Source organism: Streptomyces changanensis, from assembly GCF_024600715.1.
In the GTDB taxonomy this organism is placed as follows: Bacteria; Actinomycetota; Actinomycetes; order Streptomycetales; family Streptomycetaceae; genus Streptomyces; species Streptomyces changanensis.
The window spans coordinates 1,092,493-1,105,809 of sequence record NZ_CP102332.1; the positions used below are offsets into that span (position 1 = coordinate 1,092,493).

Below are 13,317 nucleotides of genomic sequence, written 5' to 3' on the forward strand. Positions count from 1 at the left end.
CCGGGTGCGCCCCTCCGTGGGGGTGACGGCGATCGCGTCAGGCGCCGCGCAGCACCGCGCCGGTGCGCTCGGCGGCGAGCGCCACCGCGGCGTCACGGGCGGCGGACGCCTCGTCGACGGTGAGCGTGCGGTCACCGGCGCGGAAGCGCAGCGCGTACGCGAGGGACTTGCGGCCCTCGCCGATCTGCTCGCCGGTGAACGTGTCGAACAGCCGGAGCGACTCCAGCAGCTCGCCCGCGCCCTCGCGCAGCGCCCGCTCGACCTCCGCGGCCGGCACGGCCGCGTCGACGACCAGGGCGACGTCCTGCGTGGCCACCGGGAAGGTGGAGATCCGCGGGGCGCGCACGGGGCCCGCGGAGGCCCGCTCGACAAGGTCGAGGTCGAGCTCCATGGCGCAGGTGCGGGCGGGCAGCCCGAGCGCCTTGACGACCCGCGGGTGCAGCTCGCCCGCGTGGCCGGCGGTCCGCTCGGCGCCGTCCACGACGACGACCAGCTCGGCGCACCGGCCCGGGTGCCACGGCCCGTACTGGCCCTGGCGGACGACGAGCTCGGCGCCGGCCTCGCGGGCGACGGTCCGGGCGGCCTCGACCGCGTCGGCCCAGTCGGACGGGCGGCCCGCGCCCCACCAGCCGGCCTGCTCGCGCGCCCCGGCGAGGACCACGGCGGCGTGCCGCGGCTGCTCGGGCAGGACGGCGTCGACGCCGGCGATCTCCGCGTCGGTCGGGCGGCGGTCGACGGGCAGCCGCACCGCGACGCCGGGCTCCGCCGGGAGGCGGAAGACGAGGCCGGTCTCGAAGAGGGCCAGGTCGTGGCTGCCGCGGCCGTCATTGCGGCGCAGCGCGGCGAGGAGGCCGGGGAGCAGCGTGGTGCGCAGCGCCGGTTCCTCGTCGGAGAGCGGGTTGACGAGCCGGACCACCGCGCGGCTGGGGTCGTCGGCCGGGATGTCGAGCTGGTCGAGGACCTGCTCGCCGATGAACGGGTAGTTCAGCGCCTCGACGTACCCGGCGCCCGCGAGGGCGCGGCCCACGCGGCGGTGGGTGCGCTGGCGCTCGGTGAGCCCGCGTCCGGCCGGCGGCCGGGGCAGCGTGGAGGGGAGGTTCTCGTACCCCTCCAGCCGGATGACCTCCTCGGCGAGGTCGTTGGGCTCGTTGAGGTCGGGGCGCCAGGACGGGACGGTGACGACGAGCTCGTCCTGCCCGTAGACGTCGCAGCCGACCTCCTGGAGGCGGCGCACGACGGTCTCGCGGCCATAGGCGACGCCCGCGACGCGGTCGGGGTGGTCGGCGCGCATGGCGACCGTGCGCGGGGCGCTCGGCGCGATGATCTCGGTGACGCCGGCCTCGGCGGTGCCGCCCGCGAGGAGGACCAGCAGGTCGACGGTGCGCTGCGCGGCGGCGGCCGCGGCCTGCGGGTCGACGCCGCGCTCGAACCGCTTCGACGCCTCGGAGGACAGCTTGTGGCGGCGGGCGGTGCGGGCGATCGAGATCGCGTCGAAGTGCGCGGCCTCGATGACGACCTCGGTGGTGCCGCGGACCTGGCCCGTCTCCGGGTCGGTCTCGGCGTCGGCGATCTCGGTGTTGGCCCCGCCCATGACGCCCGCGATGCCGATGGGGCCGCGGTTGTCGGTGATGACGAGGTCGGCCGGGTCGAGCGCGCGGACCGTGCCGTCGAGGGTGGTGATCTTCTCGCCGGGTTCGGCGCGGCGCACGCCGATCGCGCCGTCGAGGCGGGCGCGGTCGTAGGCGTGCAGCGGCTGGCCCAGTTCGAGCATCACGTAGTTGGTGACGTCGACGGCGAGGGAGATCGGGCGCATGCCGGCCTTCTGGAGGCGGCGGCGGAGCCAGATCGGGGAGCGGGCCTCCGGGTCGAGGCCGACGACGGTGCGCGCGGTGAAGCGGGAGCAGCCGATCGGGTCGGAGACCTGGACGGGGTGGCCGTAGCTGTTCGGCGCGGGGACGTCGAGGAGCGCCGGGTCGCGCAGCGGCAGGCCGTACGCGGTGGCGGTCTCGCGGGCGACGCCGCGCATCGACAGGCAGTAGCCGCGGTCGGGCGTGACGGCGATGTCGAGGACCTCGTCGTACAGCTCGAGCAGGGCGGTCGCGTCGGTGCCGACCTCGTGCTCCGGCGGCAGCACGATGATGCCGTGCGTGCCGTCGTCGCCCATGCCGAGCTCGTCGCCGGAACAGATCATGCCGCGGGAGACACAGCCGTAGGTCTTGCGCTCGGCGATGCGGAAGTCGCCGGGCAGGACGGCGCCGGGGAGGGCGACGACGACCTTGTCGCCCTCGGCGAAGTTCCGGGCGCCGCAGATGATCTCCTGCGGCTCGCCCGTGCCGTTGGCCGGGCCGACGTCGACGGTGCAGAAGCGGATCGGCTTCTTGAACTCGGTGAGCTCCTCGATGGTGAGGACCTTGCCCACCACCAGCGGGCCCGTCAGACCGGCGCCGAGCCGCTCGACGGTCTCGACCTCCAGCCCGGCGGACACCAGCTTGGCCTGTACGTCACGGCCGGTCTCCGACGCCGGCAGGTCGACGTACTCCCGCAGCCACGAAAGCGGGACCCGCATCAGATCTCCATCCCGAACGGCCGGGTGAACCGGACGTCACCCTCGACCATGTCTCGCATGTCTTCCACGTTGTGCCGGAACATCAGCATCCGCTCGATGCCGAACCCGAAGGCGAAACCGCTGTACCGCTCCGGGTCGACACCGCAGGCGACGAGCACCTTCGGGTTGACCATGCCGCAGCCGCCCAGCTCGATCCAGCCCTCGCTGCCGCAGGTGCGGCAGGGCCGGTCGGCGTCGCCGACGGACTCGCCGCGGCAGACGTAGCAGAGCATGTCCATCTCGGCGGACGGCTCGGTGAACGGGAAGAAGTTCGGCCGCAGCCGGGTCTTCATGTCCGGGCCGAAGAGCGCCTGGACCATGTGGTCGAGGGTGCCCTTGAGGTCGGCCATGGTGAGGCCCTCGTCCACGGCGAGCAGCTCGATCTGGTGGAAGACCGGGGTGTGCGTGGCGTCCAGCTCGTCGGTGCGGTAGACGCGGCCGGGGCAGACGACGTACACGGGCGGCTCGCGGTCGACGAGCGTGCGCGCCTGCACCGGGGAGGTGTGGGTGCGCAGCACGATGCCGGACTCGTCGCCCGTCGTGCCCTCGGGGCCCTGGACGAAGAAGGTGTCCTGCATCTGGCGGGCCGGGTGGTCCGGGACGAAGTTCAGGGCGTCGAAGTTGAACCACTCCGCCTCGACCTCGGGGCCCTCGGCCACCTCGTAGCCCATGGAGACGAAGACGTCGGCGACGCGCTCCATGAGGGTGGTCAGCGGGTGCCGGGCGCCGGCCGGGGTGCGGTCGTAGGGGAGGGTGACGTCCACCGCCTCCTCGACCAGAACGCGGGCGTCGCGCTCGGCCTCCAGCTCGGCCTGGCGGGCGGCGAGGGCCTTGGAGACGGCGCCGCGCGCCTGGCCGACGCGCTTGCCGGCCTCGGCCTTGGCCTGCGGGGGCAGAGCGCCGATCTCGCGGTTGGCGAGGGCGAGGGGCGAGGTGCCGCCGGTGTGGGCGACCTTCGCGTGGGCGAGCTCCTCGAGGTCGCCCGCGGCCGCGAAGGCGGCGAGCGCCTCGTCCCGCATGCGCTCGATCTCTTCCGGTTTCAGTGCCTCGACCTCGACTGGGTCATACGACTTGTTGGGTGCGGACATCTCTTCCCGTGCTTCCGAATGGGCTGGCTGGAGCCCCCGCTCGACGACCGAGGACGCAAAGGTGCCAAAGGACGAGTCTAACGGGGCGGGGCGGACCCGGATGAGTCCGCCCGGGGTGGCGCCGGATGCGCACCGGCGGGTCAGAAGCCCTGGGTCAGGTAGGCCGGGGCCGCCACGGGCAGGGTGAAACGGAACTCCGCGCCCCCGGCGGGGCCGCGGCCGACGGTGATGGTGCCGCCGTGCGCCTCGACGATCCCCTTGACGATGTACAGGCCGAGGCCCGTGCCACCGCGGGTGCTGCCCCGCCAGAAGCGGGTGAAGACCCGGCCCATCGACTCCTCGGGGATGCCGGGTCCTTCGTCGCTCACGGTGACCGCCGTTCCTTTCTCGTCGTCCTGCGGGCCGGTGGGGGCCACCTCGATGGTGACGGTTCCCTCGCCGTGCCGCACCGCGTTTTCCAGCAGGTTGGACAGGACCTGGTCGACCTTGTCGGGATCGGCCCAGAGGTCCGGCAGCGGGCCCAGGACGCGGACGCAGAAGCGGTCGGGTGCCTGGCCGCGCGCCGTGTGCGCCTGGAGGTGGCGGTCGACGGCGGCGGCGATGTCGACGGGCTGGCGGCGCAGTTCCAGACGCCCGGAGTCGATGCGGGAGATGTCGAGCAGCTCGGTGATCAGGCGCGTGACGCGGTTGGCGTCGGCGTCGACCGTCTCCAGCATCAGCCGCTTCTGGTCGTCGGTGAACCGCTCCCACTTGGCGAGGAGCGTGGCCGTGAAGCCCTTGACGGAGGTGAGCGGGGAGCGCAGCTCGTGCGCGACCGTGGCGATCAGCTCGGCGTGGCTGCGCTCGGTCCGGCGCCGCGCCTCGGTGCCGCGCAGGGTGACCACGACGCGGTCCACCGGGGCGAGGGGCCGCTCCCGTACGTACCGGGCGGCGACGAGCACCTCGCGGCCGCCGGGCAGGAGGAGGTTGCGCTCGGGCTGACCGGTGCGCGTGGCGAGGCCGTCGTACGGGTCGGTCAGCGCCCACCAGCGGCGGCCCTTGAGATCCTCCAGCGGGAGGGCTTCCTCCAGGGGGCGGCCGAGCGCCCGGTCGCGGGGGACGGCGGTGATCCGCGCGGCCTGCGCGTTGAAGCAGACGACCCGGCCGCGCGCGTCCGCGACGACGAGCCCGTCGGGCAGGTCGTCGGGGTCGTACCCGGGGACGCCGTGGTGGGCCGCCGGGCGCGCTAAGGCGCCGCGGTCCTCCGCGTGGCTGCTCGTGCCGAGCGTCATCCCCGTACCCCACCCCTCAGTGCTGCGCGACGGGCCCCCGAGCCCGTCACCCTACTAGCTCGGGGTGACGGAGCGGCACCCTCCCGCAGCACGCTGCGCACGGGCGGAGGCGTAGAGGCATACGGCGGCGGCGGTCGCCAGGTTCAGGCTCTCGGCCTTGCCGTGGATGGGGACGCGGACGACGGCGTCGGCGAGGGCGCGGGTCTCCTCGGGCAGGCCCCACGCCTCGTTGCCGAAGATCCAGGCCGTGGGGCCGCCCATGGTCCCGGCGTCGAGCTCGGCGTCGAGGTCGTCCTCGCCGGCCCCGTCGGCGGCGAGGATCCGCACCCCGGCCTCCTGCAGCCCGGCGACGGCCTGCCGGACGGGGACGCCGACGGCGACGGGCAGGTGGAAGAGGGAGCCCACAGAGGCTCGCACGGACTTGGGGTTGTACAGGTCCACGGAGGCGTCGGTGAGGACGACGGCGTCGGCGCCGGCCGCGTCGGCGCAGCGCAGCACGGTGCCGGCGTTGCCGGGGTCGCGCACGTGGGCGAGGACGGCGACCAGCCGGGGGCGGGCGCGCAGGACGTCCTCGAACGGCGAGTCGAGGAAGCGGCACACGCCGACGATGCCCTGCGGGGTGACCGTCTGGGAGACCTCGGCGAGGACGGTGTCGGGGGCGAGGTGGACGCGGGCACCGGCGGCGTGGGCGGCCTCGACGATGCCGGCGTACCGGGTGGCGGCCTCGGGGGTGGCGAACAGCTCGACGAGGGTCGGCTCGCCGTCGGGCCCGCGGTGGGCGACGGCCTCGCGGACGGCCTGCGGCCCCTCGGCGATGAACCGACGGTCCTTGCCCCGGAAGTTCCGCTTGGCGAGTCGCCTGGCGGCGGCGACGCGCGGGGAACGCGAGGAGATCAGCTCGGGGGTGCCCATGGTGCTCGGCGACTCTTTCTGGCGGTGTCCGGCGGCGGACGGGGCGGGGGCGGCGTGGCGGACGTGGGTCCGGCGGGACGGGGGCGGCGCGATGGACGGCGAACGCATCGGACCCGCAGGCGCTCACGGCGCCTGCGGGTCCGGTGGGAAGTACGCGGCCTGGGCGATCAGGCGGCGGCCTTCGGAGCGTTGACGTCGCTCGGGAGCGCCTTCTGGGCGGCCTCGACGAGGGCGGCGAACGCACCCGCGTCGTTGACCGCGAGCTCGGCGAGGATCTTGCGGTCCACCTCGATGTTGGCGGCCTTCAGACCCTGGATGAAGCGGTTGTACGTGATGCCGTTGGCGCGGGCAGCGGCGTTGATGCGCTGGATCCACAGCTGACGGAAGTCACCCTTGCGCTTCTTGCGGTCGTTGTAGTTGTAGACCAGCGAGTGGGTGACCTGCTCCTTGGCCTTGCGGTACAGGCGGGAGCGCTGGCCGCGGTAACCGCTGGCCTGCTCGAGGATCGCACGGCGCTTCTTGTGAGCGTTGACTGCGCGCTTGACGCGTGCCACTTGTTGACTCCTTGTAGCGGGGCCGTGGGGGGTTCACACGGCCCGGAAACGAATGGGTCCCGGTGTCGGGGGCTTGATCAGACGATCGGGGTCAGATGCCCAGCATCTTCTTGATCTTGGCGCTGTCACCCGGGGCCATCTCGGCGTTGCCAGTGAGGCGGCGCGTCAGCTTGGACGACTTGTGCTCGAGCAGGTGGCGCTTGCCGGCGCGCTCGCGGAGCACCTTGCCCGAGCCGGTGATCTTGAAGCGCTTCTTGGCACCGCTGTGCGTCTTGTTCTTCGGCATAGCGCCGTTATCTCCTCGTCAGTGGCGCTCCCAGCCGGTCCGGGGACCGGCCCTCGGGAGCGTCAGTTGGATCGTTGCGAGTCCTGGGCGGTGTTGCCCCGGACACGGCCTTGTGGGCTACTCGGCGGACCGCTCCGCCTCGGCGGGCTGCTCCGCGTCGGTGGGCTGCTCCACCTCGGCGGTCTCGTCCGCCTGGGCGGGCTGGCCCTGGCGCTCCGCCTTGCGGGCGGCCTGCGCCTCGCGGGCTTCGGCCATGGCCTCGGTCTTCTTCTTGTGCGGACCGAGAACCATGATCATGTTCCGGCCGTCCTGCTTCGGGTTCGACTCGACGAAACCGAGGTCCTGGACGTCCTCCGCGAGCCGCTGCAGCAGCCGGAAGCCGAGCTCCGGCCGGGACTGCTCGCGACCACGGAACATGATCGTGATCTTGACCTTGTCCCCCTGCTTGAGGAACCGGACGACGTGACCCTTCTTGGTGTCGTAGTCGTGCGGGTCGATCTTCGGCCGGAGCTTCATCTCCTTGATGACCGTGTGCGCCTGGTTCTTGCGCGCCTCACGGGCCTTCATGGCCGACTCGTACTTGAACTTCCCGTAGTCCATGAGCTTGCAGACCGGCGGACGGGCGGTCGCCGCGACCTCGACGAGATCGAGGTCGTACTCCTGTGCAAGCTCCAGGGCCTTGGCAAGCGGAACAATCCCGACCTGCTCGCCGCTGGGACCGACAAGTCGCACCTCGGGAACGCGAATCCGGTCGTTGATGCGGGGCTCGGCGCTGATGGATCCTCCTCGGTAGCACCACGCGACCGCCTGGCGGACGGACGCGTAACGTCTGTTGTGTGACCAACCGCGCCGGCGCATGAAAAACGCCCCGGACGGGACACAGGCGGGGCTCCTCGTCATACCGGAGCACCGCCACGGCGTACCGCGGGGCGCACATCGGGCGGGTTCCATCGTCCGTACGGAACGATGGGCACCGCCTGACCGGTGACCCGCCACCCTGAGGGCGGCCAGGTGGGAGAGCGGAGCCTCCACTTGTGGGCCGGAGCTCATCGGTTCCGGCCGGTCGTCACACCAGGCTACCAGCTGCCCGGGGGTGGGCCCAACCGGGCGGGCGGCGTCCGCCCCGGCGGGGACCGCCTATCGTGTGGGTCATGAGTGACGCCACGCCCAGCCCGTCCCAGCCCGACTTCGACGCCCTGACCCGCGACATCGCGGAGGTCCCGGCGGTCGAGGTGATCGTCACGGTCGCCGTCAACCTGATGAGCGCCGCGGCCGTGAAGCTCGGGCTGACCGAGGAGGGCGAGGCACACAAGGACCTCGACGAGGCCCGCAAGCTCGTCCACGCCCTGGCGGGCCTCCTGGACGCGGGCGCGACCGAGATCAGCTCCTTCCACGCGGCGCCGCTGCGGGACGGGCTGAAGTCCCTGCAGCTGGCGTTCCGCGAGGCGTCGCTGGTGCCGGACGAGCCGGGCCAGGGCCCGGGCGAGAAGTACACCGGCCCGGTCTACGGCTGAGGCGACGGGCGGCGTCCGCGCCGCCCCTCCCCCGGCCTCCGGCCCCGGCCCCCGGTCCCGGACGCCCGGTCCCGGGCCCACAGCCCCTTGCCCCTGTCCCGGGGGCTATCCCCGTACGTAGAAGGGCTCGCCCGGCGTGGCGGCCCCGGCCGGCAGCAGCGCCAGGTCGAGGCCCCGCACCAGGCGGGCCCTCAGTGTCTCGTCGGCCGCCATGGCCGTCGCGACCCGGCGGGCCGCCTCCGCGGGGGCGGCGTCCGGGGCCAGGACCAGGGCGAGGGTGCCGTCCGCGTCCCCGCCCCGGCCGAGGTGGGCGCGCAGGACGGCGGGCTCGGCGGCGAGGAGCGCCCGCACGGCGGCCGTCACGGCCGGGTCGGCGAGCGGATCGGTGCTCGTGCGGCCCTCGGCGGCGGCGAGCAGCGTCCGGCCGGTCAGCTGGAACGGGACGGGCCCCGCCATGTCGAGCACGAGCGTGTCGGCCTTCTCGTGGGCGACCGCCTGGAGCGCCTGGCGCAGCGGTACGGCGACGGGCCGGGCGGCCGGGTCCCAGCGGGCCAGCGCCTCGGTGGACGTGAACGCGGGCAGCGCGCGGCGGTCGCCCGCGGTGAGCGTCGGCACGGCCATGTCGCTGGTCTTCTCGCGGCGCAGCCCGTTCTCGTCCACCTCGACCTCGCCGAGCACCGCGACGACCGGGACGAGGAGGCGGGCCCCCTGGAGGGCTTCCAGGACGCGCGGTTCGGCCGCGCGGTCCTCGGCCCAGGCGGCGAGCGCCTCGGCGAGCCGGGGATCGGCGGAGCCGTCGTCGTCGGAGAAACCGGGATCGGGGATGTTCTTGAGCGCCACGCCGCCGAGCCTATCCGGGCAGGCGGACCGCCCCGTACGGCGCCCCGCCCACCGCGTACGGCGCGCGGCCGGCCCGGTGCGGCGCCCGCTCCCCCTCGCCTCGCCTCGTACGGCGCGGTGCTCAGCCGGTACGGCGGCCCGCGCGCCACAGCACGGCGGCGACCGCCAGGAGGAGCGCGCCGGCGCCGCCCGCGACGGGGGCGACGAGCCCCGTGGAGCCGTCGGGTCGGGCCGCCGGCCGGGGGCCCGACCCGAAGTACCGGCCCGCGTAGCCGGCGCTCGCCGCCTTGAGGTCGGCCGGGCGGAGCTTCGCGCCCGCCTCGATCGCGGCGGCCGGGTCGACCGTCCCGTACCCCTTGTCGTCGTCGCGGCCGCCGGCGGGCCGGTCGCGGGCGGTGTCGGAGAGCAGCTTGCGGATCTGGGAGGACGTGAGGTCCGGGTGGGCCGCGCGGACGAGCGCGGCGGCGCCGGAGACGAACGCGGAGGCGGCGCTGGTGCCCCAGCCCTCGTAGTACTTGCGGTCGGGGTCGGCGATGACGACGTCGACACCGGGCGCGCTGACCGTGGCGTACCAGCGGCTGGTGGAGAAGGAGGCGTGGGTGCCGAAGCGGTCCACGGCGGTCACGGCGATCACGCCGGGGTAGGCGGCCGGGTAGGAGACGCGGTCGCCCTTCTCGCCGCCGTTGCCGGCGGAGGCGACCACGACGGAGCCCTTGGCGAGGGCGTACTGGACGGCGGCGTCCTCGGCGGGCTCGGGGTGGGCGGACTCGCTGTCGTCGCCGAGCGAGAGGTTGATCACGTCGGCGCCCTGGTCGGCGGCCCATCGGATGCCCTGGGCCAGGGCGTTGCCCCGGGTGTGGCGGGCGCGGGCACGGGCCTTGTCGCTGCCCTCCAGGATGACCCGGACGGGCAGGATCCTCGCCTCGGGCGCGACGCCGAGGACGCCGTCGCCGTTGCCCGGGCCGTGCCCGTGGCCGGCGATGATGCCGGCCATGGCGGTGCCGTGACGGGCCCAGGAGCGGTCGCCGCGCCGGGCTCCGAAGCCGACGAGGTCCTTGCCGGGCAGGACGTTGCCCGCGAGGTCCGGGTGGCTGTCGTCGACGCCGGTGTCGAGGACCGCGACGGTGACGCCCGCGCCCTTGGTGGTGCGCCACGCCTGCTCGGCGTTGAGCGCCTCGTTGCCCCACTGGCGGGCCCGGATGGCGTCCGCGCGGGCGGGGGCGGCGGGGAGGACGGCGAAGGCCGTGGCGGTGAGGGCGGCCAGCAGGAGGCGGGCGCGGCGGGCGCCGGGGGTGTGCTTCACCGCTCCCCCTTCGCCGCGGGGCCTTCGGTCGCCCGGGTGACCGCGGAGCGCAGTTGCTGCTCCACGCGGTCGGCGATGCCGCGCGACTCGTGGCCGAGTCCGGCCTGCGCGGCGGTGGTCGACTGGCCCTTGGCCATGGCCTGGTGGGCGGGTTGGGGCTGGGTCACGGCGCGGCCGTCGGCGAAGCCGGAGACGGCGAAGACGACCGCCGGGACCTCGGTGAGGACGCTGATGTGCCAGCTGGCGCGCTGGGCGTTGCCGAAGCCCGCGGCGACGGTGCCGGGGGCGGCGAGGGCGGGCGGTATCAGCTCGGGGTTCCGGTCGAGGCCGCCGGTGGTGAAGCTGTCGTGCAGGGCGGTCATGCCCGCGGCGTCGGTCCGCATGAAGGCCAGGCCGACGGTGGTGACGTGGGTCGAGGTGGCGTCCGTGTACGTGGCGCGCAGGACCCGCAGGCAGCCGGCCGGGCGCAGGGCGGCGGCGAGCCGCGGCTGGAGCACGGTGGCGCAGGGCGCGTCGGGGGCGACGGCCACGCGGGTCCAGGTGCGGTCGGCGCCGCCGGGCCCCGCGCCGGCGCCCCTGAGGCTGCGCGGGAAGAGCGTGTCGACCGGGGTGCTGTGCCAGAGGGTGGCGGTCTCGGTGTAGGCGGTGCGCTCGGTGGTGGTGCCGGGGTCGCGCAGGACCCAGGCGCCGGCCCCGGCGCCGCCGACCAGCCCGAGCCCGAGCACCAGGCAGGCGACGGCCACGGCGGTCCGCGCCGGGCGCGGGGCGGGGACGGGGCGCAGCCGCGTGGTGGTCTCGTCGGGCGTCTCGGGCGGCGGCCAGTGCGGCGGCGTGGAGTGGTGCGCCGGCGCGGTGGGGGACGCCGTCCCGGAGTGGGACGCCGGCGCCGTGCGGGGCGGCGCGGCGTGTGCCCGTGCGGTGTGCGGCGGTCGCGCGGGGTGCGGTGGTCGCGCGGGGTGCGGCGGCGCGGACTCCGGGTACGGCCGCGGGGCGGTGGCGGGCGGGGCCGGGGCCGCGGGTGCGGTCGGCGTCCGGCCGGGGGCGGGCTGCCGGGGGACGCCGGGCGGGGTCGTCACGGCGCCGGCGCCGGTGTCGGTACCGGTGTGGGTGCCCGTTCGCGCGTCCGTGGCCGGTCCGGGGGCCCGGACGGGGCGCGGGGTCGTGGTGCGCGGGTCCGGCCCGGCGCCCGGCGCGTCCGCGGACGCCGCGGGGGCCGCCGGCCGACGGGTGGGGGCGGCGGGCTGCCGGGGCACGTCCGGCGGCAAGGGCCCGCCGAAGGGCCCCGCCGGCGTACCGGACGAGCCCGCCGGCGTGCCGGAGGGCTCCGTCGGCGTACCGGCCGGAGGTGCCGGGTGGGTTCCCGGGCGGGGGGCGGGGGTGCCGGCGCGCGGGTCGCGCGCGGCGGGGGGCCGCGGGGAGGAGGAGGGGGGTACGGGGCGGAGGCGGGTGGTGGTCTCCGTGTCCGTCCCGGTATCCGTGGCGGGGCGGCGCGGGGCCGGTGTGCCGGGCGGCTCCGGGCGCCGTGCCTCGGTGCTCATCCGCCCCCCTCGTCGTCGTACCCGGACGCCTCCGGGCAGGCCCGTTCGTCGGCGTGCAGGCGTCAGCGTGCAGGCGTCACTCTAAGGGCTGGCCGGACGGTGGCGGGAACGAGGCCGCAGGTCGGGGCGGATCTGACCGGAACGTCCCCTCGATCACCCCTACCCCCCGGTAGCCCCGTCTGGCACCCTCGGGCCATGACTCCCCGTGCCGCCGACCGCGCCCGGTACGACCGGGCCACCGCCCATCTCGACGCCCCGCTCGCCGTGGTCGACCTCGACGCCTTCGACGCCAACGCCGACGGCCTCGTGGCGCGTGCCGCCGGCAAGCCGGTGCGCGTCGCGAGCAAGTCGCTGCGCTGCCGGGCGCTCCTCGAACGGGTGCTGGCGCGGCCGGGGTTCGCGGGGGTGATGGCGTTCACCCTGGAGGAGTCGCTGTGGCTGGCGCGGTCCGGGTTCCGCGACGTGCTGCTGGCCTACCCGTCGGTGGACCGCGCCGGCTTCGCGGAGCTGGCCCGGGACGCCGAACTGGCCGCCGCGGTCACCGTGATGGTGGACGACCCGGCGCAGCTGGACCTCGTCGACGCCGCGCGCGGGGACGGGCGGGAGGAGGTGCGGGTCTGTCTGGAGCTGGACACATCGCTGCGCCTGCTCGGCGGGCGGGTGCGGATCGGCGCGTTGCGGTCGCCGCTGCGCGAGCCCGCCCAACTCGCGGAGCTGGCGCGCTCGGTGGCCCGGCGGCCGGGGTTCCGGCTCGTGGGGCTGATGGCGTACGAGGGGCACGTGGCCGGGGTCGGTGACGCGGTCGCCGGGCGGCCGCTGCGGTCGCGGGCGGTGCGGCTGATGCAGTCGGTGGCGCGGCGGGAGCTGGCCACGCGCCGGGCGGCCGTGGTGGCGGCCGTGCGGGGGGTGGCCCCGGAGCTGGAGTTCGTGAACGGCGGCGGCACGGGCAGCGTGCAGTACACGGTCGCGGAGGACGCGGTCACGGAGGTCGCCGCCGGCTCCGGGCTGTACGTGCCGCGGCTGTTCGACGACTTCTCGTCCTTCGCCGGCCGGCCCGCCGCGCTCTTCGCGCAGCCGGTGGTGCGCCGGCCGGGCGTGGGCGTCGTGACGGTGCTGGGCGGCGGCTACCCCGCGTCGGGCGCCCCGGGCCGCGACCGGCTGCCGGTGCCGTACCTGCCGGAGGGGTTGCGCTACGACGCGCGGGAGGGGCCCGGCGAGGTGCAGACACCGCTGGTCGGACCGCCCGCCGACGACCTGCTGATCGGCGACAAGGTGTGGTTCCGGCACGCGAAGGCGGGCGAGTTGTGCGAGCGGTTCGACCGGCTCCACCTGGTCGAGGGTGACCGGGTGACGGCGGTCGTGCCGACGTACCGCGGCGAGGGACGGACGTTCCTCTAGCCCCGCGA

12 protein-coding genes are annotated in these 13,317 nt (G+C 75.4%); 2 read left to right on the forward strand and 10 right to left on the reverse strand.

Annotated elements, in window-relative coordinates:
* Window positions 1–37: 37 nt before the first annotated feature.
* The 7 genes from pheT to infC form a co-directional block, all read right to left on the reverse strand.
* On the reverse strand, window positions 38–2,566 hold the full coding sequence (gene pheT, locus NRO40_RS04770; RefSeq protein WP_058944930.1) for a phenylalanine--tRNA ligase subunit beta: 2,529 nt from the start codon (window positions 2,564–2,566) through the stop codon (window positions 38–40).
* Window positions 2,566–3,693, reverse strand: a complete 1,128-nt coding sequence (gene pheS, locus NRO40_RS04775) for a phenylalanine--tRNA ligase subunit alpha (RefSeq protein WP_058944929.1) — start codon at window positions 3,691–3,693, stop codon at window positions 2,566–2,568. Before pheS ends, pheT begins: the two co-directional genes overlap by 1 nt.
* 140 nt (window positions 3,694–3,833) lie before the next feature.
* Window positions 3,834–4,964, reverse strand: a complete 1,131-nt coding sequence (locus NRO40_RS04780) for a sensor histidine kinase (protein ID WP_058944928.1) — start codon at window positions 4,962–4,964, stop codon at window positions 3,834–3,836.
* 54 nt (window positions 4,965–5,018) lie between these two features.
* Window positions 5,019–5,876, reverse strand: coding sequence for a TrmH family RNA methyltransferase (locus NRO40_RS04785; protein WP_058944938.1), 858 nt, complete (start codon window positions 5,874–5,876; stop codon window positions 5,019–5,021).
* A gap of 167 nt (window positions 5,877–6,043) precedes the next feature.
* The gene (gene rplT, locus NRO40_RS04790; protein ID WP_058944927.1) at window positions 6,044–6,430 is read right to left on the reverse strand and encodes a 50S ribosomal protein L20; all 387 of its coding nucleotides are present in this window, start codon (window positions 6,428–6,430) and stop codon (window positions 6,044–6,046) included.
* 91 nt (window positions 6,431–6,521) lie between these two features.
* Window positions 6,522–6,716 carry a 50S ribosomal protein L35 gene (gene rpmI, locus NRO40_RS04795; RefSeq protein WP_010476245.1) on the reverse strand — a complete coding sequence of 65 codons (195 nt, stop codon included), beginning with the start codon at window positions 6,714–6,716 and terminating at the stop codon, window positions 6,522–6,524.
* Window positions 6,717–6,833: 117 nt separating this feature from the next.
* Window positions 6,834–7,574 carry a translation initiation factor IF-3 gene (gene infC, locus NRO40_RS04800; protein WP_079047479.1) on the reverse strand — a complete coding sequence of 247 codons (741 nt, stop codon included), beginning with the start codon at window positions 7,572–7,574 and terminating at the stop codon, window positions 6,834–6,836.
* 293 nt (window positions 7,575–7,867) lie between these two features.
* On the opposite strand from infC, the gene NRO40_RS04805 reads away from it, so the two are divergent.
* A complete protein-coding gene (locus tag NRO40_RS04805) occupies window positions 7,868–8,230 on the forward strand; it encodes a DUF1844 domain-containing protein (RefSeq protein ID WP_058944937.1) in 363 nt (120 codons plus the stop codon).
* 105 nt (window positions 8,231–8,335) lie between these two features.
* On the opposite strand, the gene NRO40_RS04810 is transcribed toward NRO40_RS04805, so the two are convergent.
* The 3 genes from NRO40_RS04810 to NRO40_RS04820 all read right to left on the reverse strand — a co-directional run bounded on the left by NRO40_RS04810 (window position 8,336) and on the right by NRO40_RS04820 (window position 11,449).
* On the reverse strand, window positions 8,336–9,070 hold the full coding sequence (locus NRO40_RS04810; protein WP_058944925.1) for an SseB family protein: 735 nt from the start codon (window positions 9,068–9,070) through the stop codon (window positions 8,336–8,338).
* Between the two features lie 121 nt (window positions 9,071–9,191).
* Window positions 9,192–10,373 carry a type VII secretion-associated serine protease mycosin gene (gene mycP, locus NRO40_RS04815; protein WP_058944924.1) on the reverse strand — a complete coding sequence of 394 codons (1,182 nt, stop codon included), beginning with the start codon at window positions 10,371–10,373 and terminating at the stop codon, window positions 9,192–9,194.
* Window positions 10,370–11,449, reverse strand: coding sequence for a hypothetical protein (locus NRO40_RS04820; RefSeq protein WP_257375335.1), 1,080 nt, complete (start codon window positions 11,447–11,449; stop codon window positions 10,370–10,372). Before NRO40_RS04820 ends, mycP begins: the two co-directional genes overlap by 4 nt.
* Before the next feature lie 657 nt (window positions 11,450–12,106).
* On the opposite strand from NRO40_RS04820, the gene NRO40_RS04825 reads away from it, so the two are divergent.
* Entirely contained in the window at window positions 12,107–13,309 is a 1,203-nt protein-coding gene (locus NRO40_RS04825; RefSeq protein ID WP_058945521.1) for an amino acid deaminase/aldolase, read from the forward strand.
* Window positions 13,310–13,317 lie beyond the last annotated feature (8 nt).

Bases quoted from the DNA above. Each gene is read 5' to 3' on its own strand.
- pheT (WP_058944930.1), bottom strand. From the start codon at position 2,566: ATGCGGGTCCCGCTTTCGTGGCTGCGGGAGTACGTCGACCTGCCGGCG.
- pheS (WP_058944929.1), bottom strand. From the start codon at position 3,693: ATGTCCGCACCCAACAAGTCGTATGACCCAGTCGAGGTCGAGGCACTG.
- NRO40_RS04780 (WP_058944928.1), bottom strand. From the start codon at position 4,964: ATGACGCTCGGCACGAGCAGCCACGCGGAGGACCGCGGCGCCTTAGCG.
- NRO40_RS04785 (WP_058944938.1), bottom strand. From the start codon at position 5,876: ATGGGCACCCCCGAGCTGATCTCCTCGCGTTCCCCGCGCGTCGCCGCC.
- rpmI (WP_010476245.1), bottom strand. From the start codon at position 6,716: ATGCCGAAGAACAAGACGCACAGCGGTGCCAAGAAGCGCTTCAAGATC.
- infC (WP_079047479.1), bottom strand. From the start codon at position 7,574: ATGCGCCGGCGCGGTTGGTCACACAACAGACGTTACGCGTCCGTCCGC.
- NRO40_RS04805 (WP_058944937.1), top strand. From the start codon at position 7,868: ATGAGTGACGCCACGCCCAGCCCGTCCCAGCCCGACTTCGACGCCCTG.
- NRO40_RS04825 (WP_058945521.1), top strand. From the start codon at position 12,107: ATGACTCCCCGTGCCGCCGACCGCGCCCGGTACGACCGGGCCACCGCC.